Source organism: Streptomyces griseoruber (assembly GCF_001514205.1).
GTDB lineage: Bacteria > Actinomycetota > Actinomycetes > Streptomycetales > Streptomycetaceae > Streptomyces > Streptomyces griseoruber.
In genome coordinates this window covers 157,453-182,210 of record NZ_KQ948770.1, presented here as the reverse complement: position 1 = coordinate 182,210, position 24,758 = coordinate 157,453, and the positions used below count along the sequence as shown (strand labels likewise).

Genomic DNA, 24,758 nt, shown 5'->3' with positions numbered 1-24,758 from the left:
AGATCATCGCAAGAACGGCAGAGGCGCACTGTTCACCGCGCCACAAATAACGCTAGCGTGGAGCCACCTTTGCACACGCGGGAGCTCGGAGCACCGGGCTGAGAGGGCGCTGACCTCCGTCTTCGCGATGTTTCACGTGGAACGTCACCAGAGCGAGTGATGTTTCACATGAAACGTCGGCAGACGGTAGCCGCTGCGTCGACCGCCGAACCTGTTACCGGGTAATGCCGGCGTAGGGAGTAGGTCTCATGACCAACAAGGACGCACGCACGCCTGCCTTCGCGCAGAACGCGGCCGACACAGACGCGGCCGGCGGGAGCAGCGAGAAGAGCGGGACGTCCATCGGCTGGCACAAGGGGTACATCGAGGGCGCTCGCCCCGACCTGCGTGTGCCGGTCCGACAGGTGCACCTCACCAACGGGAAGTCGGTCACGCTGTACGACACCTCCGGGCCGTACACCGATCCGCTCGCCGACACCGACGTACGCAGGGGCCTGGCGCCGCTGCGGGAGAACTGGATCATCGCCCGCGGTGACACCGAGGAGTACGCGGGCCGGCCGGTCCGGCCCGAGGACGACGGCATCAAGCACACCTCGCCGCGCGGTGGACTGCGCAATCTCGACGCGGTGTTCCCGGGCCGTCCCCGGCTGCCGCGCCGGAGCCGGGACGGCAGGGCGGTCACCCAGCTCGCGTACGCCCGCAGGGGCGAGATCACGCCCGAGATGGAGTTCGTGGCCCTCAGGGAGAACGTTTCCCCGGAGGTGGTGCGCGAGGAGATCGCTGCGGGGCGCGCGGTGCTGCCGGCCAATGTCAACCACCCGGAGATCGAGCCGATGATCATCGGCAAGAGGTTCCTGGTGAAGGTCAACGCCAATATCGGCAACTCGGCGGTGACCTCCTCCATCGAGGAGGAGGTCGAGAAGATGACCTGGGCGACCCGCTGGGGCGCCGACACGGTCATGGACCTCTCCACCGGCCGCAACATCCACACCACCCGCGAGTGGGTGCTGCGCAACTCTCCCGTCCCCATCGGCACGGTGCCGCTGTACCAGGCGCTGGAGAAGGTCGACGGCAGGGCCGAGGAACTGACCTGGGAGATCTACAAGGACACCGTCGTCGAGCAGGCCGAGCAGGGCGTGGACTACATGACGGTCCACGCGGGCGTGCGCCTCGCGTATGTCCCGCTCACCGCCAACCGCAAGACCGGCATCGTCTCGCGCGGCGGCTCGATCATGGCGGCCTGGTGCCTGGCGCACCACAAGGAGTCGTTCCTGTACGAGAACTTCGAGGAACTCTGCGAGATCCTCGCCGCCTACGACGTCACGTACTCGCTGGGCGACGGTCTGCGGCCCGGCTCCATCGCGGACGCCAACGACGAGGCGCAGTTCGCGGAGTTGCGCACGCTCGGGGAACTCAACACGATCGCCAAGCGTTTCCACGTACAGACCATGATCGAGGGCCCGGGACATGTCCCGATGCACAAGATCAAGGAGAACATCGACCTTCAGCAGGAGATCTGCGATGAAGCTCCGTTCTATACGCTCGGCCCGCTGACGACGGACGTCGCTCCGGCGTACGACCACATCACCTCCGGCATCGGCGCCGCGATGATCGCCTGGTGGGGCACGGCCATGCTCTGCTACGTCACGCCCAAGGAACATCTGGGCCTGCCCAACCGCGACGACGTCAAGACCGGTGTCATCACCTACAAGATCGCCGCCCATGCGGCCGACCTCGCCAAGGGCCACCCCGGAGCCCAGGAGTGGGACGACGCACTGTCCGACGCCCGCTTCGAGTTCCGCTGGGAGGACCAGTTCAACCTGGCCCTCGACCCGGACACGGCCCGCGAGTTCCACGACGAGACCCTCCCCGCCGAGCCGGCCAAGACCGCCCACTTCTGCTCGATGTGCGGGCCGAAGTTCTGCTCGATGAAGATCAGCCAAAGCATCACCGAGCGGTTCGGCGGTGCCGCGGCCGCGGGAGCCTCGCAGGAGGAGGTCGCGGAGGGGATGCTGCAGAAGTCGAAGGAATTCGCGGCCGGCGGGAACCGGGTGTATCTGCCGATCGCGGACTGATCGGTTGTCTGAGGTGGGGTCCGGTGCCGGTGGACCCCACCCCGGGGGCGGCAGCCGCCGTCAGGTCCATGGTCGAAGAGTGCGGCAGTGGTTGGGACGGTTCAAGACGGGAGCCGTGGACGGCGTCTCAGGTGCTTGACTGAGTCCATGAACGCGCGATCCATGAGCAAGGGCGCGAACGTGCCGGTCGACTCCTCCGCCGTCCGGGCGGAGCTCAGCTGGTCCGAGGGGACCGGAGGGCCGGACATCGACGCCTCCGCACTGCTGCTGACCGGTGCCGGACGCGTGCGGGACGACGGTGACTTCGTCTTCTACAACCAGCCGCGTCATGCGTCCGGCGCCGTCACCCACCTCGGCAAACAGCGGGCCGACGGGGTCATGACCGACACGGTCCAGGTGGACCTCGGCGCGCTGGAGAGCGCCGTCACGCGGGTGGTGCTGGGGGCGTCGGCCGACGGCGGCACCTTCGGGCAGGTGGCCGGGCTCACGCTACGGCTGCTCGGCCCGGACGGGCGGTCCGAACTGGCCCGCTTCGAGATGCGGGCCGAGACGGAGACCGCGTTCCTCTGCGGCGAGCTGTATCTGCGCGAGGGGCGCTGGAAGTTCCGCGCCATCGGCCAGGGGTACGCCTCCGGACTCGCCGGACTGGCCACCGACTTCGGCATCACGGTCGACGAGGAGCCACCGCCCACCCGGACCGCCCCGTCGGCCCGGACCGCCCCGTCGGCCCGGACCGCCCCGTCGGCCCGGACCGCCCCGTCGGCCCGGACCGCCCCGCCGGCCCGGACCGCCCCGCCGGCCCCCGCCCAGCCCGCCTCAACACCGCCCGCCTCAACACCGCCCACCTCACCCACCTCACCCGTCCCGGCCGCCGTCCCGGCCACCGCCCCCACACCCCCCACACCCCCCACCCCCCGCCTGATCAAGGGCGAGGACCAGCTCCCCGTGGACATGCGCAAGCGGCTCTCCCTGCGCAAGGAGCAGGTCGCCGTCAGTCTGAGCAAGCGGGGGGCCGCCGGTGTCCGGGCGCGGATCCTGCTGGTGCTGGACGCCTCCGGATCCATGGCGTTCCTGTACTCGCGCGGTGTGGTGGCGGACGTCGTGGAGCGCATGGCCGCGGTGGCGGCGCAGCTCGACGACGACGGCGAGATGCAGGCCTGGACGTTCGCCAGCAATCCCGCCCGGCTCCCCGATCTCCGCCTGGCCGAACTCCCCGAGTGGCTGCGGCTGCATGTCCGTGTGGGTGAGATCAGCCTGTTCCGCCGCGGCAGGAAGCCCCGCAAAGGGCTGGAGCCCGGGCAGGTGGACATGCGGACGGTCGGCATCCAGAACGAGGAGCAGAAGGCGATCGCCGAGGTCAGGGCGTATGTGCGGGAGAATCCCACGCCCCTGCCCACGCTCGTGCTGTTCTTCTCCGACGGAGGGGTCTACCGCGACGCGGCGATCGAGCAGGAGCTGCGCGCGGCGGTCGAGGAGCCGGTCTTCTGGCAGTTCGTGGGGCTCGGCCGGTCCAACTACGGCGTTCTGGAGCGGTTCGACACGCTCCCCGGCCGACGCGTCGACAACGTCGGCTTCTTCGCCGTGGACGACATCAGCGCCGTACCGGACCAGGAGCTCTACGACCGGCTGCTGTCGGAGTTCCCGTCCTGGATCACGGCGGCCGGACACGCCGGCATCCTCTGAGCCGCCGTAAGACACCAGCCACCGCGGCACCCCGCACCCGAACACCCCACACCCGAACACCCCGCACCACCCCACACCACAACACCCCACCGATCGGCTTGCGCTCCCCGACCCCAGGTATGCGGGGGCGCAAGCCGAGTGGTTATTCCGGCTGGTGCTCCGGGCCGCCGAAGTCCGGGCTCGTGTAGTCCGGGCTCGTGAAGCTCGGGCGCGGGCCCGCCGCGGGGCCGTCGTCGGGGCTGGTGAAGCCCGGACGGTCGTATCCGATCTTCGGCAGGCGGCCGGTGGGGGCGGGCGGGGCCGGTTCGGGGTGCAGGACCGCCGTGCTCGGATTGGCGAGGGCCTCCCGCAGGAACGGCAGGATGCCCCGCTCCAGCAGAGCCTCCCGCCAGGCGTCCTTCGCCCGCTCGACCTCGTCGTTCCGTTCGCCGTACGCTCCCGCCTCCAGGGACGGACGGTTGCGCAGGGCGGTGAGCAGCAGCCCGACGGTGGCGACGAGGATCGCCAGGGCGGCGATCGCTCCGAACGCCCATCCGACGTTGAGCATGGCGTGGGCGGCCGTCCGGTCGGGGTCGACCGCCCGCAGGAGGTAGCCGACCAGCAGGAAGATCAGCGCGGCGGTGCCGGCGAGGACCGGGGTGAGCACGGCGGCGACGGCCACGGCACCCGCTCCGGCGGCCTCGGCGACCTGCGCCGCGTCGCCCATGGTGGTCGCGAGCCCCACCGCGCCCGCGCCCGGCTCCCCCGAACCGGACTCGTGTGGGGACGAAGGGGTGGACGGCGCCGGGTGACGCAGTTCCTCGCGGACCTTTATGTAGTGCTGGTACTCGGTCGCCGCGGCCGCCGTGATGAGCGCGGAGGCGTTGAGCGCCATGGTGCGCAGCTGTTCGGGATTGAGCCGCTGTCCCACAGCGACCGGTTCCGGGTGGTGTGGTGCGGAGCGCAGCGCCTCGTCGAGGACCCGCTCGTACTCCTGGCGGTCCTCACTGTGCAGGTGCTGCGGAACGCTGTTCATGTGCATCCCCCGATGCTCCGTAGGGCTTGGGGCTCGCATGCCAACGAGCCGTCGGGCAGAAACGGAGGGGAGCCTGCTACGGATAAGCCGATGGTAGAGCGGCGACGCCCTGCGGTGACAGGGGGTTTGCCGAAATTGGCCGCCGACCTGCACCGTCGCCGACCGCTTCACGGCACGCCCGCCGAGCGAGCGCTTGGCCATCCGCCCCCGAACGTTCAGCCGTCCAGCGGCAGTTGCTGGACCAGCAGCTTTCCGGCCATCGTCACGCCGCCGTCCATCGCGATGGCCAGTCCGTCGGCGTAGACGTGCGGTCCCTCGACGTGCGGGCCGTCGCCCTCCTCGTCCTCCTCGGAACCGACTTCGCCCAGCAGATAAGGGATCGGGCTGTGTCCGTGAACGATCCGGGTACCGCCGTACGTATCGAGCAGGGAACGGACGGCGTCGGCTCCACCTTCGTCCCGGAAGGAGAAGCGCTTGGTGAACTTACGGAAGAGATCCCACACCTCGTCCGCGTCGTTGCGGGTGATCGTCTCGCGGACGGTGTCGTTGACCGCCTCGATCGAGTCGCCGTAGTCGAGGTAGGCGGTGGTGTCGGAGTGGACGAGGAGATGGCCGTCGACCTCCTCGACGGCGTCGAGCCGGGCCATCCACTGCAGGTGGTGGTCCTGGAGGCGGTCCATGTCGTTCTTCTGGCCGCCGTTGAGCAGCCAGGCCGCCTGGAAGGTGGCGGTGCCCGCGCCGGAGTTGACGGGGGTGTCGCCGAACCGCTTGGCGCCGAGCAGGAGCAGCTCGTGATTGCCCATGAGGGCCTTGCAGTAGCCGCCGGCGGCCGCGGCCTCGGCGGACAGCCGCATGACGAGGTCGATGACGCCGATCCCGTCCGGGCCGCGGTCGGTGAAGTCGCCGAGGAACCACAGCCGGGCGGTGCCCGCGCACCAGTTGCCGGCCGTGTCGATCAGGCCCTTCTCCTGGAGCGCGGCCAGCAGCTCGTCGAGGTAGCCGTGCACGTCGCCGACGACGAACAGGGGCCCCGGGCCGGCCGAGGGGTGCGGTGCGGGGGCGGGCGCCGGGTCCACGGGCACCTGGAGGGTGTCGCCGCGTTTGATGACCGGCAGGTCGCGCTGTGTGGGCGTGTAGCCCTCCGGATGCTCCACGGCGTCCTCCAAGGGCGGCGTGACGTTGCCCGGATGCGTGCTCTGGTCGTACGGACCGGTCTCGTGCACGTAAGCGGGCACCCGGAAGTCGCGCAACGTCGCCGTCCGCTCCGCCTCCGGTCCCTGACCGGCCCCCTGAGTCATGAGACCCCTCCACCATCGCGCCGCAGCTGCACCCTGCGGGCTGCTTGGTCGAAGCCGCCCGCGGTGCCGTGCGCCCATCATAGGAATGCGGATCGAGCCGTGTGATGACCCAGGGGTGGTGAATCGGAGCAAGGGTCCAGTTCATCGCCGCTTTCGCCCCGATTGGGCCGGGCTTCGGCAGCCGGTACACACCCGGCGCACACCGCACTCATACGCGCCGGGCCCCGCCGAGGGGGCGCGGGACCGGTTTCCCGGGGCGACCCCGGAGGGCCGGACGGCCCGGCCGTACGGACACGGGAGGCGGGGCGCACGCCGAGGGCGCCGGCGGCTGCGCACACGCCCGCCAGGTGGTGCGACGAACGCGCCCCCCGCCGCACCGTCCGCCGGCCCCCTGCTGCCTCCTCCGCGCCCCAGCCGGGGCCTCCCGCGCACGCGCCGAGGCCTCCTGCCGACACCTTCCCGCGTCCGCGCCGGACGCCGGAAGCCGGTCACCCCTGTCGGGCAACTCGGGCGACTCGGGCAACCGCTACCCCTTCTCCGGTGTCCGGGGCGGACTGACCGTCGTCCGGGGCGGACGTCGCTGAGAAGAGGTACGGATGATCAGTTCGGTCGGTATCACCTGTTCGACCGGCGTGTCACCGTCCGCGCCCTCGATCGCGTCGATGAGGAGCTGGACCACCGCCGTGCCGATGCGGCGGGGCTTCAGGGAGAGCGTGGTGATGGGCGGCTCGGTGCTGGCGTACACCGTGGACTCGCTGCAGCACACCAGCAGCAGGTCCTCCGGCACCCGCAGCCCGTAGCGGCGGGCGGCGGCGAGCAGATCGGTGCCGTTGGGGTCGAACAGCCCGTAGACCGCGTCGGGGCGGTCCGGGCGGGCGAGCAGCCGGTCGGCGGCGACGGCGCCCGCGCACGGATCGTGGGCGGGGTAGGCCTCGTACACCGGATCCTGCCCGACCCGCTCGCACCAGCGCAGATACGCCGTGGTGGACAGATGCGTGTACGTGTCCGTCGTGGTCCCCGTCAGCAGGCCGATGCGGCGGGCGCCGGCGTCGGCCAGGTGGTCGAGGATGTCGAGCACGGCGGCCTCGTGGTCGTTGTCGACCCAGGCGGTCACCGGCAGCGAGCCGACCGGGCGGCCGTCGGAGACCACCGGTAAACCCTGGCGCACGAGCTCGCTGACCACCGGATCCTGGTCGGACGGGTCGATGACGACCGTGCCGTCCAGGGCGACGTTCGACCACACGTCGTGGCGCGAGGTCGCGGGGAGGATGACGAGCGCGTAGCCGCGGGCGAGCGCGGCCGAGGTGGCGGCGCGCGCCATCTCCGCGAAGTACGCGAACTCGGTGAAGGTGAAAGGTTCATCCCCGTACGTCGTCACGGTCAGACCGATGAGGCCCGACTTGCCGGTACGGAGGGTTCGGGCCGCGGCCGAGGGGCGGTAGCCCAGTCGGTCGGCGACCTCGCGGACATGGCGTCGGGTGGCGTCGGGGAGCCTGCCCTTGCCGTTGAGGGCGTCGGAGACGGTCGTGATGGAGACTCCGGCGGCGGCGGCCACGTCCCTGATGCCCGCCCGGCCCGGCCGGTTGCCTCGGCGTGAGGTTTCCGCGCGGCTCACCTGGTGCTTCCCTGCTGCTGTCATGGCGAGCCGATAGTAGGGCTCATCCGGTGGGGTAGGGCGGACGCATATGCACGCGTTGACAGGCACGTTTCTGCAAGGTCGTCAGCCGTCAAATACCTTAGAAAGCAAGTCAGTTGAGCGTTCACATCCCAAGACGTGACGTGTTGGCACGGATGAGCCTGCCAACGCACCGATGTTTCGAAGAGGTCTCAACTCACCTGCACGAGGGATGCGCGCCACGGCGTGAGCCACCGGCGCGTAGATATATGTATGGCGCGCCCCCGGTTCGTACGCCTTCGTACGGTGATGCCTCTGATGCCGGTGTGACGTACGAGGTCGGTCCTCGGTGACGTACGAGGTCGGTCCGCGGTGACGCACGAGGTCGGTCCGCGGCTGTTCGCAGCCGACCCGAATCCTCATAAGGTGAGCAGTATTGAAGCCGGGAGCCGGTGGTGGTCACGAGGAGGACTGCGGTGAGCGAGACGAGCCCCAAGCTGCGTGCCGAGCTGGAGGGGATTCCCACCTACAAGCCGGGCAAGCCCGCCGCGGCCGGCGGTCCCGTGGCCTACAAGCTGTCCTCCAACGAGAACCCCTACCCGCCGCTGCCCGGGGTGATGGAGGCCGTGACGGCCGCCGCCGCCACCTTCAACCGCTACCCGGACCTGGCGTGCACGGCCCTGGTGGACGAGATCTCCGGCTGCTTCGGTGTGCCCGCCTCCCACATCGCCACCGGCACCGGCTCGGTCGGCGTCGCCCAGCAGTTGGTCCAGTCGACGGCGGGCCCCGGCGACGAGGTGATCTACGCCTGGCGCTCCTTCGAGGCGTACCCGATCATCACCCGGATCAGCGGGGCGACCGCGGTGCAGGTGCCGCTCACCGAGGGGGACGTGCACGACCTGGACGCGATGGCCGACGCGATCACCGACCGGACCCGGCTGATCTTCGTCTGCAACCCCAACAACCCCACCGGCACGGTCGTCCGCCGGGCCGAGCTGGAACGGTTCCTCGACCGGGTGCCGGGCGATGTGCTGGTCGTCCTCGACGAGGCCTACCGGGAGTTCATCCGCGACCCCGAGGTGCCGGACGGCGTCGAGCTGTACCGGAACCGGCCGAACGTCTGCGTTCTGCGGACGTTCTCGAAGGCCTACGGTCTCGCCGGTCTGCGGGTGGGCTTCGCGATCGCGCACGAGCCGGTGGCCCAGGCGCTGCGCAAGACGGCGGTGCCGTTCGGGGTGAGCCAGCTGGCGCAGGAGGCGGCGGTCGCCTCGCTGCGCGCCGAGGACGCGCTGTTCGGCCGGGTCGGCTCGCTGGTGGGCGAGCGCGCCCGGGTGGTCGAGGGGTTGCGCGCCCAGGGCTGGACGGTGCCCGAGAGCCAGGCCAACTTCGTGTGGCTGCGGCTGGGGGAGCGCACGGCGGCGTTCGCGGCGGAGTGCGAGCGGCGCGGGGTCGTGGTCCGGCCGTTCCCCGGGGAGGGCGTCCGGGTGACCGTGGGTGAGGTCGAGGCGAACGACATCTTCCTGAAGGCGGCGGAGGGATTCCGCAAGGGGCTGTAGCGAGCCGACCGTGCGTCTGTGCTGGTCAGTGGTAGGGGTGAGGGGGTTCCCGGCGGTAAGAGGGACCCCCTCACTCTTGCCCCCAAGGTGTTTGTCATACTAGCTTGTGAATGTGAACGCTTTCACAAGCGCTCGCTGAGCGTATGTTCCACAAGCCTGTGAGGTAAGGAGCGGCGACGTGGACCTGGCTTTGGCACCGGAGACCCTGGCGCGCTGGCAGTTCGGCATCACGACCGTCTACCACTTCCTGTTCGTTCCCCTGACCATCTCCCTCGCGGCGCTCACCGCGGGACTCCAGACCGCCTGGGTGCGCACGGAGAAGGAGAAGTACCTCAGGGCGACCAAGTTCTGGGGCAAGCTCTTCCTGATCAACATCGCGATGGGTGTCGTCACCGGCATCGTGCAGGAGTTCCAGTTCGGCATGAACTGGTCCGACTACTCGCGCTTCGTCGGCGATGTCTTCGGCGCCCCGCTGGCCTTCGAGGCCCTGATCGCGTTCTTCTTCGAGTCCACCTTCATCGGGCTGTGGATCTTCGGCTGGGACAGGCTGCCGAAGAAGATCCACCTGGCCTGCATCTGGATGGTCTCGATCGGCACGATCCTGTCGGCCTACTTCATCCTCGCGGCCAACTCCTGGATGCAGCACCCGGTCGGCTACCGGATCAACAAGGAGAAGGGCCGGGCCGAGCTGACCGACTTCTGGGCCGTACTGACCCAGAACACCGCGCTCAGCCAGGTGTTCCACACCCTGTCGGCGGCCTTCCTGACCGGTGGCGCCTTCATGGTCGGCATCGCCGCCTTCCACCTCTTCCGCAAGAAGCACGTCACCGTGATGAAGACCTCGCTGCGACTGGGCCTGGTCACCGTGGTCATCGCCGGACTGCTCACCGCGATCAGCGGCGACGTCCTCGGCAAGGTGATGTTCAAGCAGCAGCCGATGAAGATGGCCGCCGCCGAGGCGCTGTGGGACGGTGAGGCGCCCGCGCCGTTCTCGGTCTTCGCCTACGGCGACGTCGAGAAGGGGCACAACAAGGTCGCCATAGAGATCCCCGGCCTGCTCTCCTTCCTCGCGAACGACGACTTCACCTCGCACGTCCCCGGCATCAACGACGTCAACAAGGCCGAGCAGGAGAAGTACGGCCCCGGCGACTACCGGCCCAACATCCCCGTCGCCTACTGGGGTTTCCGCTGGATGATCGGTTTCGGCATGGCCTCCTTCGCCATCGGCCTCGCCGGACTCTGGCTCACCCGCAAGAAGTTCCTGCTCCCGCAGCATCTGAGGGTCGGCGACGACGAGGTGCCACACCTGGTCCTCTTCCGGAACAAGGCCCTGAGCCCCCGGCTCTCCAAGCTGTACTGGCTGGTCGCGATCTGGACCCTCGGCTTCCCGCTGATCGCCAACTCCTGGGGCTGGATCTTCACCGAGATGGGCCGCCAGCCCTGGGTCGTCTACGGCGTCCTCCAGACCCGCGACGCGGTCTCCCCCGGGGTCTCCCAGGCAGAGGTCCTCACCTCGATGATCGTCTTCACGGCCCTGTACGCCGTCCTCGCCGTCGTCGAGGTCAAGCTCCTGCTGAAGTACGTGAAAGCCGGTCCGCCCGAGCTCACCGAGGCCGACCTGAACCCGCCCACGAAGATCGGCGGCGACTCCCGTGACGCCGACAAGCCGATGGCCTTCTCCTACTAGGCCGAGGGAGCTGCACAGTCATGGAACTGCACGACGTCTGGTTCGTCCTGATCGCCGTCCTGTGGACCGGCTACTTCTTCCTGGAGGGCTTCGACTTCGGAGTCGGCATCCTCACCAGGCTGCTGGCCCGGAACCGGCCCGAGAAGCGGGTGCTGATCAACACCATCGGCCCCGTCTGGGACGGCAACGAGGTGTGGCTGCTCACGGCCGGCGGCGCGACCTTCGCCGCCTTCCCCGAGTGGTACGCCACGCTCTTCTCCGGCTTCTACCTGCCCCTGCTGCTCATCCTGGTCTGCCTGATCGTCCGGGGCGTCGCCTTCGAGTACCGGGCGAAGCGGCCGGAGGAGAACTGGCAGCGCAACTGGGAGACCGCGATCTTCTGGACCTCGCTGCTCCCGGCGTTCCTGTGGGGTGTGGCCTTCGGCAACATCGTGCACGGCGTGAAGATCGACCGGCACTTCGAGTACGTCGGGACGGTCTGGGACCTGCTCAACCCGTACGCGCTCCTCGGCGGTCTGGTGACCCTGACGCTGTTCACCTTCCACGGGGCGGTCTTCACGGCCCTCAAGACCGTCGGCGAGATCCGGGAGCGGGCCCGGAAGCTGGCGCTGTACGTCGGTCTCGTCACGGCTGTGGTCGCGCTGGTCTTCCTGCTGTGGACCCAGGTCGACAGCGGTGACGCCAAGAGCCTGGTCGCGCTGGTCGTCGCGGTCGCCGCCCTGGTCGCGGCGCTCGTGGCCAACCAGGCCGGGCGCGAGGGCTGGTCGTTCGCCTTCTCCGGCGTCACCATCGTGGCGGCCGTGGCCATGCTCTTCCTGACGCTCTTCCCGAACGTCATGCCGTCCAGCCTGAACGAGGACTGGAGTCTCACGGTCACCAACGCCTCGTCGAGCCCGTACACCTTGAAGATCATGACCTGGTGCGCGGGGATCGCCACCCCGCTCGTCCTGCTCTACCAGAGCTGGACCTACTGGGTCTTCCGCAAGCGGATCGGTACACAGCACATCGCCGCCGATGCCGCCCACTGAGGTGTGTTTCACGTGAAACCAATCGATCCGCGTCTCCTCCGCCACGCCCGGGCCACCCGGTACTTCCTGATGGCCGTGGTCGGCCTGGGCGCCCTCGGCGCGCTCCTGGTCATCGCCCAGGCGATGCTCATCGCCGAAGTGGTGGTCGGGGCGTTCCAGCACGGGCTGAGCGTCTCCGGACTCCGCACTCCCCTGCTGCTGTTGGCGGCGGTCGCGGTCGGCCGTGCCCTGGTCTCCTGGCTCACCGAACTCGCCGCCCACCGGGCGAGCGCGGCGGTGAAGTCGGAGCTGCGGGGGCGGCTCCTGGAGCGGGCCACCGCCCTCGGTCCCGGCTGGCTGGGCGGACAGCGCACCGGCTCCCTGGTCGCCCTGGCCACCCGGGGAGTCGACGCCCTCGACGACTACTTCGCGCGCTACCTCCCCCAGTTGGGGCTCGCGGTGGTCGTGCCGGTCGCGGTGCTGACGAGGATCGTCACCGAGGACTGGGTGTCGGCGGCCATCGTCGTCGCCACCCTCCCGCTGATCCCGGTCTTCATGGTGCTGATCGGCTGGGCCACCCAGTCGCGGATGGACCGTCAGTGGCGGCTGCTGTCACGGCTGTCCGGGCATTTCCTGGACGTGGTCGCGGGACTGCCCACGCTGAAGGTGTTCGGGCGGGCCAGGGCACAGGCCGAGTCCATCCGGCGGATCACCGGCGAGTACCGCCGGGCGACCATGCGGACGCTGCGGATCGCCTTCATCTCGTCCTTCGCGCTGGAGCTGCTGTCGACCCTCTCGGTGGCCCTGGTCGCCGTGACGATCGGCATGCGGCTCGTGCACGGCGAGATGGACCTGTACATCGGCCTGGTCATCCTGGTCCTCGCACCCGAGGCGTATCTGCCGCTGCGGCAGGTCGGCGCGCAGTACCACGCGGCCGCCGAGGGGCTGGCGGCCGCCGAGGAGATCTTCGCCGTGCTGGAGACGCCGGTCCCGGCCTCCGGCACGAGGGAGGTCCCGGAGGGCCCGCTGGCCTTCGAGGGCGTGACGGTCCGCTACCCGGGCCGCGCGGCCGACGCCCTCTCCGACGTGTCGTTCACCGTCGCACCGGGGGAGACCGTCGCGCTGGTCGGCCCGAGCGGCGCGGGCAAGTCGACCCTGCTGCACGCCCTGCTGGGCTTCGTGCGGCCCACCGGGGGCCGGGTGCGGATCGGGGGAGCCGACCTCGCCGACCTCGACCTGGAGCAGTGGCGGTCACGGATCGCCTGGGTGCCGCAGCGCCCGCACCTGTACGCCGGGACGATCGCGGAGAACGTACGGCTGGCGCGTCCCGACGCCGACGAGGCCGCCGTACGGCGGGCGCTGGCGGACGCGGGGGCGCTGGACTTCACGGCCGCGCTGCCCGAGGGCCTCGACACCGTCCTGGGCGAGGACGGTGGCGGCCTGTCCGCGGGCCAGCGCCAGCGCCTCGCCCTGGCCCGTGCCTTCCTCGCCGACCGGCCCGTCCTCCTGCTCGACGAGCCGACGGCCGCGCTCGACGGCGGGACCGAGGCGGAGATCGTGACGGCCGTACGGCGGCTGGCGGCCGGCCGGACGGTCCTCCTGGTCGTCCACCGGCCGGCGCTGCTGGGCGTGGCGGACCGGGTCGTACGGCTGGAGGAGCCGGCCGACGCCGGCCCCCGACGGTCCGCCGCCGGGACCACGGCCGCCTCCACTCCGCCGGCGGCGAAGGCCCCCGGCGCACCGGCCGCCGCCGGGACCACCCCCGTCGCCTCCCGGCACAGGGTGCTCGCCCGGGTCCGGGGCATGGCGGGTGCCCGCCGTGGCCGGCTCGCTCTCGCGCTGCTGCTGGGCGCTCTGGCCCTCGGCAGTGCCGTCGGGCTGATGGCCACCTCCGGGTGGCTGATCTCGCGGGCCTCGCAGCAGCCGCCGGTGCTGTACCTGATGGTGGCGGTGACGGCGACCCGTGCCTTCGGCATCGGCCGGGCGGTGTTCCGGTACGCGGAGCGGCTCGTGTCGCACGACGCCGTGCTGCGGATGCTCGCCGACACCCGGGTCGCGGTGTTCCGGCGCCTGGAGCGGCTGGCGCCCGCCGGGCTGCGCACGACCCGCCGGGGCGATCTGCTGACGCGGCTGGTCGCCGACGTGGACGCCCTCCAGGACTACTGGCTGCGCTGGCTGCTGCCCGCCGCTGCCGCCGCCGTGGTGTCGGCCGGGTCGGTGGCGTTCACGGCGTGGCTGCTGCCGGAGGCGGGCGCGGTGCTCGCCGCCGGGCTGCTCGCGGCCGGGGTGGGCGTCCCGCTGGTCACCGGCGCGGTGGCCGGCCGGGCCGAACGCCGGCTCGCCCCCGCCCGGGGTGTGCTCGCCACCCGTACCGCCGACCTGCTGACCGGCACCGCCGAACTGACCGTCGCGGGCGCCCTGCCCGCCCGCCGGGCCGAGGTGCGGGCCGCCGACGGCGTGCTCACCCGGATCGCCTCGCGGGCCGCCACGGCCACCGCCCTGGGCGACGGGCTGACCGCCCTCGTCTCCGGACTGACCGTGGCCGCCGCGGCGCTCGTGGGCGCCCAGGCGGTCGCCGCCGGGCGGCTGGACGGCGTGACCATGGCGGTGGTCGTCCTGACCCCGCTGGCCGCCTTCGAGGCCGTCCTGGGGCTGCCGCTCGCCGTGCAGTACCGCCAGCGGGTCCGCAGGAGCGCCGAGCGGGTGTACGAGGTGCTGGACTCCCCCGACCCGGTGCGCGAGCCGGAGCGGCCCCGGCAGGCGCCCGCGGCGCCGTTCCCGCTCGCCGTCAGGGGGCTGACCGCCCGCCACGGGGGGCAGGACCGGGACGCGCTCGCCGGGGTCGACCTCACGCTGGCGCAGGGGCACAGGATCGCCGTGGTGGGGCCCTCCGGCTCCGGCAAGACGACCCTCGCCCAGGTGCTGCTGCGCTTCCTGGACGCCGGCGCGGGCTCGTACACCCTCGGCGGGGTGGACGCCGCTGCCCTGGACGGCGACGACGTACGCCGCCTGGTCGGGCTGTGCGCCCAGGACGCGCATCTCTTCGACAGCTCGGTGCGCGAGAACCTGCTGCTGGCGCGGAAGGGCGCGAGCGAGGACGAGTTGCGGGACGCGCTGGCGCGGGCCCGGCTGCTGGAGTGGGCGGACGGACTGCCCGACGGGCTCGACACGCTCGTCGGGGAGCACGGGGCCCGGCTCTCCGGCGGTCAGCGGCAGCGCCTGGCGCTGGCCCGCGCGCTGCTCGCCGACTTCCCCGTGCTGGTGCTCGACGAGCCCGCCGAGCACCTCGACCTGCCGACCGCCGACGCGCTCACCGCGGACCTGCTCGCCGCGACCGAGGGCCGTACCACCCTGCTCATCACCCACCGGCTGGCCGGTCTCGCGGTGGTGGACGAGGTGGTCGTCCTCGACGCGGGCCGGATCGTGCAGCGCGGCACCTACGCGGAACTCGCGGCCGTGGAGGGACCGTTGCGCGCGATGGTCGAGCGGGAGGCGGCGGCGGACCTGCTGGTGGGCGCACAGCCGGCGGGTTGAGCCATCAGGGGTGAGGCGTCCCCCGGGCGTACGACGCCAACAGGACCGGGGCCGCCGGCCGGGTCACGATCGCTGACATGCGCTCACTTCGCCGTCGTTCCATGTTCGTCGTGGCCCTGTTGTGCGGGGCGGCCCTGCTCACGGCCCGCCCCACGGCCGCCGGCGGGGAGCCCGGTGACGGGGCCGGCGCGGACTCCGGGCTCAGTACGCGGGTGGCGCGGCTGTACGAGGACGCGGCCGCGGCCACCCAGCGCTACGAGACGGGGCGGCACGCGGCGGAGGCGAAGCAGGTCGAGGTCCGCCGGCTGGAGGAACTCCTCGGCCGGGAACGGCGGGAGACCGCGGTGCTGCGCGAGGACCTGGGCCGTATCGCCCGCGCCCAGTACCGCACCGGGGGCGGGCTCCCGGTCGTCGCGCAGATGCTGCTGGCGGCCGATCCGGAGCGGCTGATGCGCGGTCAGCACCTGTTCTCCCAGGCCCATCTGGCCCTCGGCAACGCGATGGAGAAGAGCCGCCGGGCCGAGACACGGCTGGCCGCCGACGAGGCGCGGGCCGTCGAGGCCTGGCAGGAGGTCGAGCGCAGACGCGTCGAGCTCGCCGACCTGAAGAAGGGCATCGAGGACAAGCTGGAGCAGGCGCGGTGGGCGTTGCAGGGGCAGGCGGACGCCTCGGTGGCCGCGGGCGCGTGCCGTGGTGCCGTACGGCTCGACCAGCCGCCCACGCGGGTCACGGGCGAGTGGGTCACCCCGGTGGAGACGTACACCCTGTCCGCGGGCTTCGGCAGCGGCGGTGACCGCTGGGTGAACCGGCACACCGGGCAGGACTTCGCGGTGCCGATCGGGACGCCGGTGCGGGCCGTCGGCGCGGGGCGCGTGGTGCGGGTGGCGTGCGGGGGCGCGTTCGGCATCCAGGTGGTGATCCGGCAGGCCGACGGCTACTGCACCCAGTACGCCCATCTCGCCGCCGTGACGGTCGACCAGGGCGAGCGGGTGACGGCCGGGCAGTGGATCGGCCAGTCCGGCGCCTCCGGCAACTCCACCGGCCCGCATCTGCACTTCGAGGTACGGGTCACACCCGAGCTGGGCTCGTCGATCGACCCGGTGCCGTGGCTGGCGGAACGCGGTGTGCCGGTCGCCTAGGCGGCGCGGGCCGTCTACCGCCGCTCGTCGATCAGCCGCTCGATGACCACGGCGACCCCGTCCTCGTTGTTGGCGACCGTCTGACCGGAGGCGGCGGCGATCACGTCCGGATGCGCGTTGCCCATGGCGTACGAGCGGCCCGCCCAGGTCAGCATCTCGACGTCGTTGGGCATGTCCCCGAATGCGACGACCTCCTCGTGCGAGATCCCGCGCTCGGCACAGCACAGGGCGAGCGTGCTGGCCTTGGAGACGTCCGGGCCGCTGATCTCCAGCAGGGCGCTGGGGCTGGACCGGGTGACGTTGGCGCGGTCCCCGATGGCCAGGCGGGCCAGGGTGAGGAAGGCGTCCGGGTCGAGCGTGGGGTGGAACGCGAGGATCTTCAGCACCGGTTCACCGGCGGCGAGGCCGTCCGGCGCCAGCAGCTCCTCGGCGGGCGCGAGGCGGTCCGGGACCTCCATGTGCATCTTCGGGTACTCCGGCTCCTGGTGGAAGCCGTACGTCTGCTCGATCGCGTACATCGTGCCGGGCGCCGCGTCGCGCAGCAGCCGTACGGCGTCCAGCGCGTTGTTCCGCTCCAGCCCGCGCACCTTCACGAACCGGTGGGTGCCGGGGCCGCCGTGCAGATCGACGACGGCGGCGCCGTTGCCGCAGATCGCCAGGCCGTGTCCGTGGACGTGCTCGCTGACGACGTCCATCCAGCGGGCGGGGCGGCCGGTGACGAAGAAGACCTCGATGCCCGCCTCCTCGGCGGCGGCGAGGGCGGCGACCGTGCGGGGCGACACCGACTTGTCGTCGCGCAGCAGAGTGCCGTCGAGATCGGTGGCGATCAGCCGCGGCGGGCGGGCGGGGGCCGGGTTCTCGGGCTGTCGAGTCGCTGAGGTCACCCGGCCATTCTCGCGCATATGCCCGCACGGCCGTGCGAGAGCTCGCACACATGAGACACAGGAAGGGCTCGGGCGGCCGGTCTTCGCGGTCGATGACCGGCCGTCGGTGTCAGCCGAGTTGGGCCGGCGCCTCCATGGCGATCTGCTCGAAGACCTTCTCGTCCGCGGCGAAGTCGGAGTCCGGGATGGGCCAGTGGAGCACCAGCTCGGTGAAGCCGAGCTCCTGGTGCCGTCCCGCGAAGTCGACGAAGGCGTCCAGGGACTCCAGCGGACGGCCGCGGTCCGGGGTGAACCCGGTGAGCAGGATCTTCTCCAGCCCGTTCACGTCCCGGCCCTCGACGGCACACGCCTCGGTCAGCTTCCCGACCTGACCGCGAATGGCCTGAACCGACTGCTCCGGGGTGCCGTTCTCGTACAGCTTGGGGTCTCCGGTGGTCACCCACGCCTGACCGTGCCGGGCCGCGAGCCGCAGTCCGCGCGGCCCGGTCGCCGCGACGGCGAAGGGCAGCCGGGGACGCTGGACACAGCCGGGGATGTTGCGTGCCTCGTGTGCCGAGTAGAAGGTGCCCTCGTGCGACACGGAGTCCTCGGTGAGTAGCCGGTCGAGCAGCGGCACGAACTCGGCGAGCCGGTCGGCCCGCTCGCGCGGGGTCCACGGCTCCTGGCCGAGGGCGGTGGCGTCGAAGCCGGTGCCGCCCGCGCCGATGCCGAGGGTCACCCGGCCGCCGGAGATGTCGTCGAGGGAGATCAGTTCCTTGGCGAGGGTCACCGGGTGCCGGAAGTTCGGCGAGGTCACCAGGGTGCCCAGCCGCAGCCGGTCGGTGACGGCCGCGGCGGCGGTGAGCGTGGGGACGGCGCCGAACCAGGGGCCGTCGCGGAAGCTGCGCCAGGACAGATGGTCGTAGGTGTAGGCCGTGTGGAAACCGAGCTGCTCGGCACGCGTCCACGCCGAACGACCCCCTTCGTTCCAGCGGCGGTACGGGAGGATCACGGTGCTCAGGCGCAGACTCATGTCATCGAGCGTATGCGGACGCCCGTGTTTCACGTGAAACAGTCACCGTACGCGACCGGACAGCCACGGGCTGAGGGCGAAGGAGATGTACTCCTTGTGCACCCGGTCACCCGGCAGCGGCACCATGAGCGAGGCGCTCGGCGGGAAACGGCGGGTCTTCACCCAGGCGTGGCCCTCGTAGAGGGCGCGGAGGAAGGCGGGCACGTCGTCGCGGTCGACGTCGGGGCAGGCCAGGCCGTCGACGGTGATCAGGGCGTCGCCGTCCGGGTAGAGCTGCACGCTCACGCTGGGCCGGCCGCCCAGCTCGACGTAGGCCTCGTGGGGCAGTGAGCCGCCCCGGTCGGTGGTGACGCCGAAGCCCACGGCGGTGCGGCGGGAGGTCTGGTCGGCGCCGATGTCATGGGTGACCTCGATGTCGAGGGCGTACTCCTCGGCGATCACCCGGAGGGCGGTCACGGCGGCCTCGGTGCTGGGGAGATGGTCCATACCACCGATCATCCAGGGTCAGTGGCTCTCGGGGAACCGCAGATACCGCGGCGGTACGGCCTTCGTCAGCCACACCCCGTTGGCGCTGAGGTGGAAGACATGGCCGTCCCGGTGCATGGCGCCGGCGTCCACGGAGAGCACGACGGGGCGGCCCCGCCGGGCGCCCACCCGGGTCGCGGTCTCGCGGTCGGCGGAGAGGTGCACGTCGTGCCGGTTCATCGGCCGCAGCCCCTCGGCGCGGATCGCGTCCACGGAGCGGGCCACGGTCCCGTGGTAGAGGTACGGCGGCGGGGTCGCCGGGGGCAGCCCGAGCTGTACGTCGATGCTGTGGCCCTGGCTGGCGCGGATCCGGGTGCCCTCGATCGCGAAGCGCTTCTTGTCGTTGGTGTCGACGACATGGTCCAGCTCGTCCCGGGTGAAGCGGAAGCCGTGCGCGGCGCACGCCGCGATGAGCTCGTCGATCTCGACCCAGCCGGCCTCGTCGAGAGTGAGACCGATGCGTTCGGGCTGATGGCGCAGGTGCTTGGAGAGATACTTCGACACCTTCACGGTGCGTCTTTCGTCCATCCCTCCAGAATGACGGGGGAGACGTGGATCACGCATTTTCTTTTCTGCCCGAGGTTTGGTCCACAACCAACAGTAGTTATCCACAGGCCAGTTGGCGTTTCTGTGGACAACTGGCCGCCCGGTCCGGGTCTTTCGCCAAGGCGGTCTGACCAGAACAGACTTGAGACCGGGCGGCCCAAGTCACCTCACACCGGGGGCTGCAACCGCGCGAGCGCCCGCAACGCCCTTGGTGCGAAACGTGACAGAGCGTGCGCTCCGCGCGCCTCCGGCGTCACCGGGACCACGGCCTCGTTGCGGGCGACGGCGCGCAGGATCGCGTCCGCGACCTTCTCCGGCGGGTAGTTGCGCAGCCCGTACGCGCGCGTGGCCCGCTTCTGGCGGCGCCTCTCCTCCGCCGCGTCGACGCCCACGAAGGTGGCCGTGGCCGTGATGTTGGTGTTCACCAGCCCGGGGCAGATCGCCGTAACGCCGATGCCCTGTCCGGCCAGTTCGGCGCGCAGGCATGCGCTCAGCATCAGCACGGCCGCCTTGGACGTGCTGTAGGCGGGCAGCACCCTGGACGGCTGAAAGGCGGCGGCGGACGCGGTGTTGACGATGTGGCCGCCCTGGCCGCGCTCGGCCATCCGCCCGCCGAAGAGCCGGCACCCGTGGATGACCCCCCACAGATTGACGTCCAGTACCCGGCGCCAGTCGTCGGAGGTGGTGTCGAAGAACGAACCGGACAGTCCCACACCCGCGTTGTTCACCAGTACGTCCAACACCCCGTACTCGGCGTGCACCTTGGCCGCGAGCTTCTCCATCTCCCTCTCGTCGGAGACGTCCACGGTCTCCGCCCAGGCCTCGGGGGCACCGATCAGCCGTGCCGTCCCGGCGGTGCTGGCGGCGCTCTCCGGGTCCCGGTCGACGGCGATCACCCGTGCCCCGGCCTCGGCGAACGCGAACGCCGTCGCCCGCCCGATACCGCTGCCCGCGCCCGTCACCAGCACCAACTGCCCGCCGAAACGCTCGGCATGGCGCCCGGTGGCCCGCGGCTCGGGCTCCCCGGTGACCTCGACGGCCGTGACGAACTCCGTGATCCAGGAGGCGATCCGGTCGGGGCGCGTCCGCGGGACCCAGTGCTTCGCGGACAGCGTGCGCCGGGTCAACCGTGGCACCCACTGCTCGAGTTCGTCGTACAGCCGCTCCGACAGGAACTTGTCGCCCAGGGGTGTGATGAGCTGCACGGGCACGTGCGCGTGCGCGTCGGGGCGCGGACGCCGCAGCCGGGTCCGTACGTTGTCCCGGTACAGCCAGGCGCCGTTGGCCGCGTCCGACGGCAGCGACGAGGTCGGGTAGCCGTCGCCCGGCACGTCCTCCACCCGGCGCAGGATCGCGGGCCAGCGCTTGCCGAGCGGTCCGCGCCAGGCGAGTTCGGGCAGGGCGGGCGTGTGCAGCAGATACACGTACCAGGACTTGGCGCCCTGGCCGAGGAGTTGGCCGACCCGGCGTGGAGTGGGCCTGGTGAGGCGCTTGTTGATCCAGTGACCGAAATGGTCGAGGGACGGCCCGGACATCGAGGTGAACGACGCGATCCGGCCCTTGGTGCGCTCGACGGTCACGAACTCCCAGGACTGCACCGAACCCCAGTCGTGCCCCACCAGGTGCACCGGCCGGTCCGGGCTGACCGCGTCCACGACCGCCAGGAAGTCGTCCGTCAGCTTCTCCAGGGTGAACCCGCCCCGCAGCGGCCGCGGCGCGCTGGAGCGGCCGTGGCCCCGGACGTCGTACAGCACCACATGGAACCGGTCGGCCAGCCGGACCGCGACCTCGGACCACACCTCCTTGCTGTCCGGGTAGCCGTGCACCAGCACGACCACCGGCCGCCCGGGGTCCCCCAGCTCGGCCACGCACAGCTCTGTCCCGCCGGTCCGCACCCACCGCTCGCGCGCGCCCTTGAGCACCGTCACTTGCCCTCCGCTTCTGCTTCCGCTTCCGCCCAGCGCCGCACATGCGGCAGATCGTCGTCCAGCCAGAAGGCGCTCTCCTCGGGATCCCGCCGAAACCCGAACAGCCGGGGCGAGAAGACGTCGCTCCCGCACCATCCGCGCAGCTCGGCGGAGAGTTCGCCCGTCACCGCCGTCGGCATGCCACCTCGTCCCACCGGTCGTCCCACCGGTCGTCCCACCGGTCCGCACCGACTGCGGTACGTGTCCGTGACGTGACCACGCCGAATCTGGCACTTGTTAGAGAAAGCGTCAATAGGGCGGGCTGCGGAGCGAGAGGCGGGGGCCCCGTAACTCTCAAGAAGGGGGTCCCCCTACGGGCCCGTACATCTGAGGTCTGAGGCGAAGACGGCTCTGTGGTCTGACGAGGTCCGTGGCGCGCGTCACTACATTCGGAGCTGTGACTGTGATCGCGACCGAAAGCCTGAGCAAGCGGTTCCCCCGGGTGACCGCGCTCGACCGGCTGTCCGTGGACATCGGACCCGGTGTGACCGGACTCGTCGGGGCCAACGGCGCCGGCAAGTCCACGCTCATCAAGATCCTGCTGGGTCTCTCGCCCGCCACGGAGGGCCGCGCCGAAGTGCTCGGCCTCGACGTGGCCACCAAGGGCGCCGCCATCCGCGAGCGGGTCGGCTACATGCCGGAGCACGACTGCCTGCCGCCCGACGTCTCGGCCACCGAGTTCGTCGTGCACATGGCCCGCATGTCCGGCCTGCCGCCCACCGCCGCGCGCGAGCGCACCGCGGACACCCTGCGCCACGTCGGGCTGTACGAGGAGCGCTACCGCCCCATAGGCGGCTACTCCACGGGCATGAAACAGCGCGTCAAGCTGGCCCAGGCCCTGGTGCACGACCCGCAACTGGTCTTCCTCGACGAGCCGACCAACGGCCTCGACCCGGTCGGCCGCGACGAGATGCTCGGCCTCATCCGCCGCATCCACACCGACTTCGGCATCTCGGTCCTGGTCACCTCCCACCTCCTCGGCGAACTCGAGCGCACCTGCGACCACGTCGTGGTCGTCGACGGCGGCAAGCTCCTGCGCTCCAGCTCCACCACCGACTTCACCCAGACCACCACCACCCTGGCGATCGAGGTCACCGACACCGACGCCCACCCGGACGGCACCCGCGCGGTCCGCGAGGCGCTCCACGCGCGCGGGGTGGAGATCGTGGAATCCGGTGCGGGCCTGCCCGGCGCCGGCCACATCCTGCTGCTGACCGCGCAGGGCGAGGAGACCTACGACCTCGTCCGCGACGTGGTCGCCGACCTCGGACTCGGCCTGGTCCGCATGGAACAGCGCCGGCACCACATCTCCGAGGTCTTCACCGACGCGGACAGCGCGACGACGGCCGGTGGCACGACGGACAGCGACACGACAAGGAAGGAGGCCGTCGGCCATGGCGGTTGACCAGCCCGTCACCACCCCCACGGGTGACCAGACCCGCATCCACAACATCGGCTACCGCAGCTACGACGGCCCCCGCCTCGGCCGCGCCTACGCCCGCCGCTCCCTGTACTCGCAGTCCCTGCGCGGCGCCTACGGCCTCGGCCGCTCGGTGAAGTCCAAGGTGCTGCCCATGCTGCTGTTCGTGGTGATGTGCGTGCCCGCGGCCATCATGGTCGCCGTCGCGGTCGCCACGAAGGCCAAGGAACTCCCCCTGGACTACACGCGCTACGCGATCGTCATGCAGGCCGTCATCAGCCTGTACGTCGCCTCGCAGGCGCCCCAGTCCGTCTCCCGCGACCTGCGCTTCAAGACCGTCCCGCTGTACTTCTCCCGGCCCATCGAGACCGCGGACTACGTACGCGCCAAGTACGCGGCACTGGCCTCGGCGCTGTTCGTCCTCACCGCCGCCCCCCTCCTCGTGCTCTACGTCGGCGCGCTGCTGGCCAAGCTCGACTTCGCCGACCAGACCAAGGGATTCGCCCAAGGACTCGTCTCCGTGGCCCTGCTCTCCCTGCTCTTCGCCGGCATCGGCCTGGTCATCGCCTCGGTGACACCCCGCCGCGGCTTCGGCATCGCGGCCGTCATCGCCGTCCTGACCATCTCCTACGGCGCCGTCTCCACGCTCCAGGCCATCGCCGACGCCCAGGACAGCACCGGCGCGATCCCCTGGATCGGACTGTTCTCGCCGGTCACGCTGATCGACGGCGTCCAGTCCGCGTTCCTCGGCGCCGACTCGGCCTACCCCGGCGCCATGGGCCCGAGCACCGGCGAGGGCGTGGTCTTCCTCCTCGTCACCCTCGGCCTGATCGCCGCCAGCTACGGCCTCCTGATGCGCCGCTACCGGAAGGTGGGCCTGTGACCACGCTCCACATCGACCATGTCTCCCGCTGGTTCGGCAACGTGGTCGCCGTCAACGACATCACCATGACCATCGGCCCCGGAGTCACCGGCCTGCTCGGCCCCAACGGCGCCGGGAAGTCCACCCTGATCAACATGATGGGCGGCTTCCTCGCCCCCTCCACCGGCACCGTCACCCTCGACGGACAGCAGGTCTGGCGCAACGAGGCCATCTACCAGCACATCGGCATCGTCCCCGAGCGCGAGGCGATGTACGACTTCCTCACCGGCCGCGAGTTCGTCGTCGCCAACGCCGAACTGCACGGCCTCGGCGACAAGGCGGCCCAGCGGGCCCTGGCCACGGTGGAGATGGAGTACGCGCAGGACCGCAAGATCTCGACCTACTCCAAGGGCATGCGCCAGCGCGTGAAGATGGCGAGCGCCCTCGTCCACGACCCCTCGCTGCTCCTGCTGGACGAGCCCTTCAACGGCATGGACCCGCGCCAGCGCATGCAGCTCATGGACCTGCTGCGGCGCATGGGCGACGAGGGCCGCACCGTGCTGTTCTCCTCCCACATCCTCGAAGAGGTCGAGCAGCTCGCCCGGCACATCGAGGTCGTCGTCGCCGGACGGCACGCGGCCAGCGGCGACTTCCGCAGGATCCGCCGCCTGATGACCGACCGACCGCACCGCTATCTGGTGCGTTCCAGCGACGACCGCGCCCTCGCGGCCGCACTGATCGCCGACTCGTCGACCTCCGGCATCGAGGTGGACCTGGCCGAGGGCGCGCTGCGCATCCAGGCCGTCGACTTCGGCCGCTTCACCACGCTGCTGCCGAAGGTCGCCAGGGACCACGGCATCCGGCTGCTCGCGGTCTCGCCGTCCGACGAGTCCCTCGAGTCCGTGTTCTCGTACCTGGTCGCGGCGTAGGAGG

The 24,758-nt window shown here is 71.1% G+C and carries 19 protein-coding genes; 10 read left to right on the top strand and 9 right to left on the bottom strand.

Annotated features, from left to right (window positions below; translation table 11 throughout):
• Positions 1-248 precede the first annotated feature (248 nt).
• On the top strand, positions 249-2,075 hold the full coding sequence (thiC, locus tag AQJ64_RS21425) for a phosphomethylpyrimidine synthase ThiC (protein WP_055636413.1): 1,827 nt from the start codon (positions 249-251) through the stop codon (positions 2,073-2,075).
• Positions 2,076-2,222: 147 nt separating this feature from the next.
• Positions 2,223-3,758, top strand: coding sequence for a VWA domain-containing protein (locus AQJ64_RS21420; RefSeq protein WP_059202880.1), 1,536 nt, complete (start codon positions 2,223-2,225; stop codon positions 3,756-3,758).
• 142 nt (positions 3,759-3,900) lie between these two features.
• Here the strand turns inward: AQJ64_RS21420 and AQJ64_RS21415 are convergent, their stop codons facing one another.
• The 3 genes from AQJ64_RS21415 to AQJ64_RS21405 form a co-directional block, all read right to left on the bottom strand.
• Complete coding sequence (locus tag AQJ64_RS21415; RefSeq protein WP_059202879.1) at positions 3,901-4,779, bottom strand: hypothetical protein; 879 nt, start codon at positions 4,777-4,779, stop codon at positions 3,901-3,903.
• A 209-nt stretch (positions 4,780-4,988) separates the two neighbouring features.
• Positions 4,989-6,071, bottom strand: a complete 1,083-nt coding sequence (locus AQJ64_RS21410) for a metallophosphoesterase (RefSeq protein ID WP_055632260.1) — start codon at positions 6,069-6,071, stop codon at positions 4,989-4,991.
• 526 nt (positions 6,072-6,597) lie between these two features.
• The gene (locus tag AQJ64_RS21405; RefSeq protein WP_055632259.1) at positions 6,598-7,710 is read right to left on the bottom strand and encodes a LacI family DNA-binding transcriptional regulator; all 1,113 of its coding nucleotides are present in this window, start codon (positions 7,708-7,710) and stop codon (positions 6,598-6,600) included.
• Positions 7,711-8,162: 452 nt separating this feature from the next.
• Here AQJ64_RS21405 and hisC point away from each other — a divergent pair, with 452 nt between their 5' ends.
• The 5 genes from hisC to AQJ64_RS21380 all read left to right on the top strand — a co-directional run bounded on the left by hisC (position 8,163) and on the right by AQJ64_RS21380 (position 16,609).
• Positions 8,163-9,242 carry a histidinol-phosphate transaminase gene (gene hisC / locus AQJ64_RS21400; RefSeq protein ID WP_055632258.1) on the top strand — a complete coding sequence of 360 codons (1,080 nt, stop codon included), beginning with the start codon at positions 8,163-8,165 and terminating at the stop codon, positions 9,240-9,242.
• Between the two features lie 178 nt (positions 9,243-9,420).
• Entirely contained in the window at positions 9,421-10,929 is a 1,509-nt protein-coding gene (locus tag AQJ64_RS21395; RefSeq protein ID WP_055632257.1) for a cytochrome ubiquinol oxidase subunit I, read from the top strand.
• A 20-nt stretch (positions 10,930-10,949) separates the two neighbouring features.
• Complete coding sequence (gene cydB / locus AQJ64_RS21390; protein WP_055632256.1) at positions 10,950-11,957, top strand: cytochrome d ubiquinol oxidase subunit II; 1,008 nt, start codon at positions 10,950-10,952, stop codon at positions 11,955-11,957.
• Positions 11,958-11,969: 12 nt separating this feature from the next.
• Entirely contained in the window at positions 11,970-15,470 is a 3,501-nt protein-coding gene (cydD, locus tag AQJ64_RS21385) for a thiol reductant ABC exporter subunit CydD (protein WP_055632255.1), read from the top strand.
• Between the two features lie 77 nt (positions 15,471-15,547).
• Positions 15,548-16,609, top strand: a complete 1,062-nt coding sequence (locus tag AQJ64_RS21380) for a M23 family metallopeptidase (protein WP_055632254.1) — start codon at positions 15,548-15,550, stop codon at positions 16,607-16,609.
• A gap of 14 nt (positions 16,610-16,623) precedes the next feature.
• Here the strand turns inward: AQJ64_RS21380 and AQJ64_RS21375 are convergent, their stop codons facing one another.
• The 6 genes from AQJ64_RS21375 to AQJ64_RS21350 form a co-directional block, all read right to left on the bottom strand.
• Positions 16,624-17,511, bottom strand: coding sequence for a Cof-type HAD-IIB family hydrolase (locus AQJ64_RS21375; RefSeq protein WP_206189630.1), 888 nt, complete (start codon positions 17,509-17,511; stop codon positions 16,624-16,626).
• Between the two features lie 91 nt (positions 17,512-17,602).
• On the bottom strand, positions 17,603-18,505 hold the full coding sequence (locus tag AQJ64_RS21370) for an LLM class flavin-dependent oxidoreductase (protein ID WP_055632252.1): 903 nt from the start codon (positions 18,503-18,505) through the stop codon (positions 17,603-17,605).
• 42 nt (positions 18,506-18,547) lie between these two features.
• The gene (locus tag AQJ64_RS21365) at positions 18,548-18,991 is read right to left on the bottom strand and encodes a hypothetical protein (protein ID WP_055632251.1); all 444 of its coding nucleotides are present in this window, start codon (positions 18,989-18,991) and stop codon (positions 18,548-18,550) included.
• Positions 18,992-19,009: 18 nt separating this feature from the next.
• Entirely contained in the window at positions 19,010-19,558 is a 549-nt protein-coding gene (locus AQJ64_RS21360; RefSeq protein WP_099053886.1) for an RNA 2'-phosphotransferase, read from the bottom strand.
• 185 nt (positions 19,559-19,743) lie between these two features.
• A complete protein-coding gene (locus AQJ64_RS21355; protein ID WP_055632249.1) occupies positions 19,744-21,504 on the bottom strand; it encodes an SDR family oxidoreductase in 1,761 nt (586 codons plus the stop codon).
• On the bottom strand, positions 21,501-21,683 hold the full coding sequence (locus tag AQJ64_RS21350) for a hypothetical protein (protein WP_055632248.1): 183 nt from the start codon (positions 21,681-21,683) through the stop codon (positions 21,501-21,503). The genes AQJ64_RS21355 and AQJ64_RS21350 overlap by 4 nt, the downstream gene beginning before the upstream one ends.
• A 263-nt stretch (positions 21,684-21,946) precedes the next feature.
• On the opposite strand from AQJ64_RS21350, the gene AQJ64_RS21345 reads away from it, so the two are divergent.
• From AQJ64_RS21345 to AQJ64_RS21335, 3 genes are read left to right on the top strand one after another with little or no spacing between them, the layout of a single operon-like run.
• On the top strand, positions 21,947-22,948 hold the full coding sequence (locus tag AQJ64_RS21345; RefSeq protein ID WP_055632247.1) for an ABC transporter ATP-binding protein: 1,002 nt from the start codon (positions 21,947-21,949) through the stop codon (positions 22,946-22,948).
• Positions 22,938-23,846, top strand: coding sequence for a hypothetical protein (locus AQJ64_RS21340; protein ID WP_055632246.1), 909 nt, complete (start codon positions 22,938-22,940; stop codon positions 23,844-23,846). Before AQJ64_RS21345 ends, AQJ64_RS21340 begins: the two co-directional genes overlap by 11 nt.
• Positions 23,843-24,754, top strand: coding sequence for an ABC transporter ATP-binding protein (locus AQJ64_RS21335; protein WP_055632245.1), 912 nt, complete (start codon positions 23,843-23,845; stop codon positions 24,752-24,754). Before AQJ64_RS21340 ends, AQJ64_RS21335 begins: the two co-directional genes overlap by 4 nt.
• Positions 24,755-24,758 lie beyond the last annotated feature (4 nt).

What these genes read in the sequence shown, in the direction of transcription:
- AQJ64_RS21410 (WP_055632260.1), bottom strand. Translation starts at nt 6,071, where the DNA reads ATGACTCAGGGGGCCGGTCAGGGACCGGAGGCGGAGCGGACGGCGACG.
- AQJ64_RS21365 (WP_055632251.1), bottom strand. Translation starts at nt 18,991, where the DNA reads ATGGACCATCTCCCCAGCACCGAGGCCGCCGTGACCGCCCTCCGGGTG.
- AQJ64_RS21405 (WP_055632259.1), bottom strand. Translation starts at nt 7,710, where the DNA reads ATGACAGCAGCAGGGAAGCACCAGGTGAGCCGCGCGGAAACCTCACGC.
- AQJ64_RS21370 (WP_055632252.1), bottom strand. Translation starts at nt 18,505, where the DNA reads ATGAGTCTGCGCCTGAGCACCGTGATCCTCCCGTACCGCCGCTGGAAC.
- AQJ64_RS21350 (WP_055632248.1), bottom strand. Translation starts at nt 21,683, where the DNA reads ATGCCGACGGCGGTGACGGGCGAACTCTCCGCCGAGCTGCGCGGATGG.
- AQJ64_RS21375 (WP_206189630.1), bottom strand. Translation starts at nt 17,511, where the DNA reads ATGCGCGAGAATGGCCGGGTGACCTCAGCGACTCGACAGCCCGAGAAC.
- AQJ64_RS21340 (WP_055632246.1), top strand. Translation starts at nt 22,938, where the DNA reads ATGGCGGTTGACCAGCCCGTCACCACCCCCACGGGTGACCAGACCCGC.
- AQJ64_RS21420 (WP_059202880.1), top strand. Translation starts at nt 2,223, where the DNA reads ATGAACGCGCGATCCATGAGCAAGGGCGCGAACGTGCCGGTCGACTCC.
- cydB (WP_055632256.1), top strand. Translation starts at nt 10,950, where the DNA reads ATGGAACTGCACGACGTCTGGTTCGTCCTGATCGCCGTCCTGTGGACC.
- AQJ64_RS21360 (WP_099053886.1), bottom strand. Translation starts at nt 19,558, where the DNA reads ATGGACGAAAGACGCACCGTGAAGGTGTCGAAGTATCTCTCCAAGCAC.
- AQJ64_RS21380 (WP_055632254.1), top strand. Translation starts at nt 15,548, where the DNA reads ATGCGCTCACTTCGCCGTCGTTCCATGTTCGTCGTGGCCCTGTTGTGC.
- AQJ64_RS21415 (WP_059202879.1), bottom strand. Translation starts at nt 4,779, where the DNA reads ATGCACATGAACAGCGTTCCGCAGCACCTGCACAGTGAGGACCGCCAG.
- thiC (WP_055636413.1), top strand. Translation starts at nt 249, where the DNA reads ATGACCAACAAGGACGCACGCACGCCTGCCTTCGCGCAGAACGCGGCC.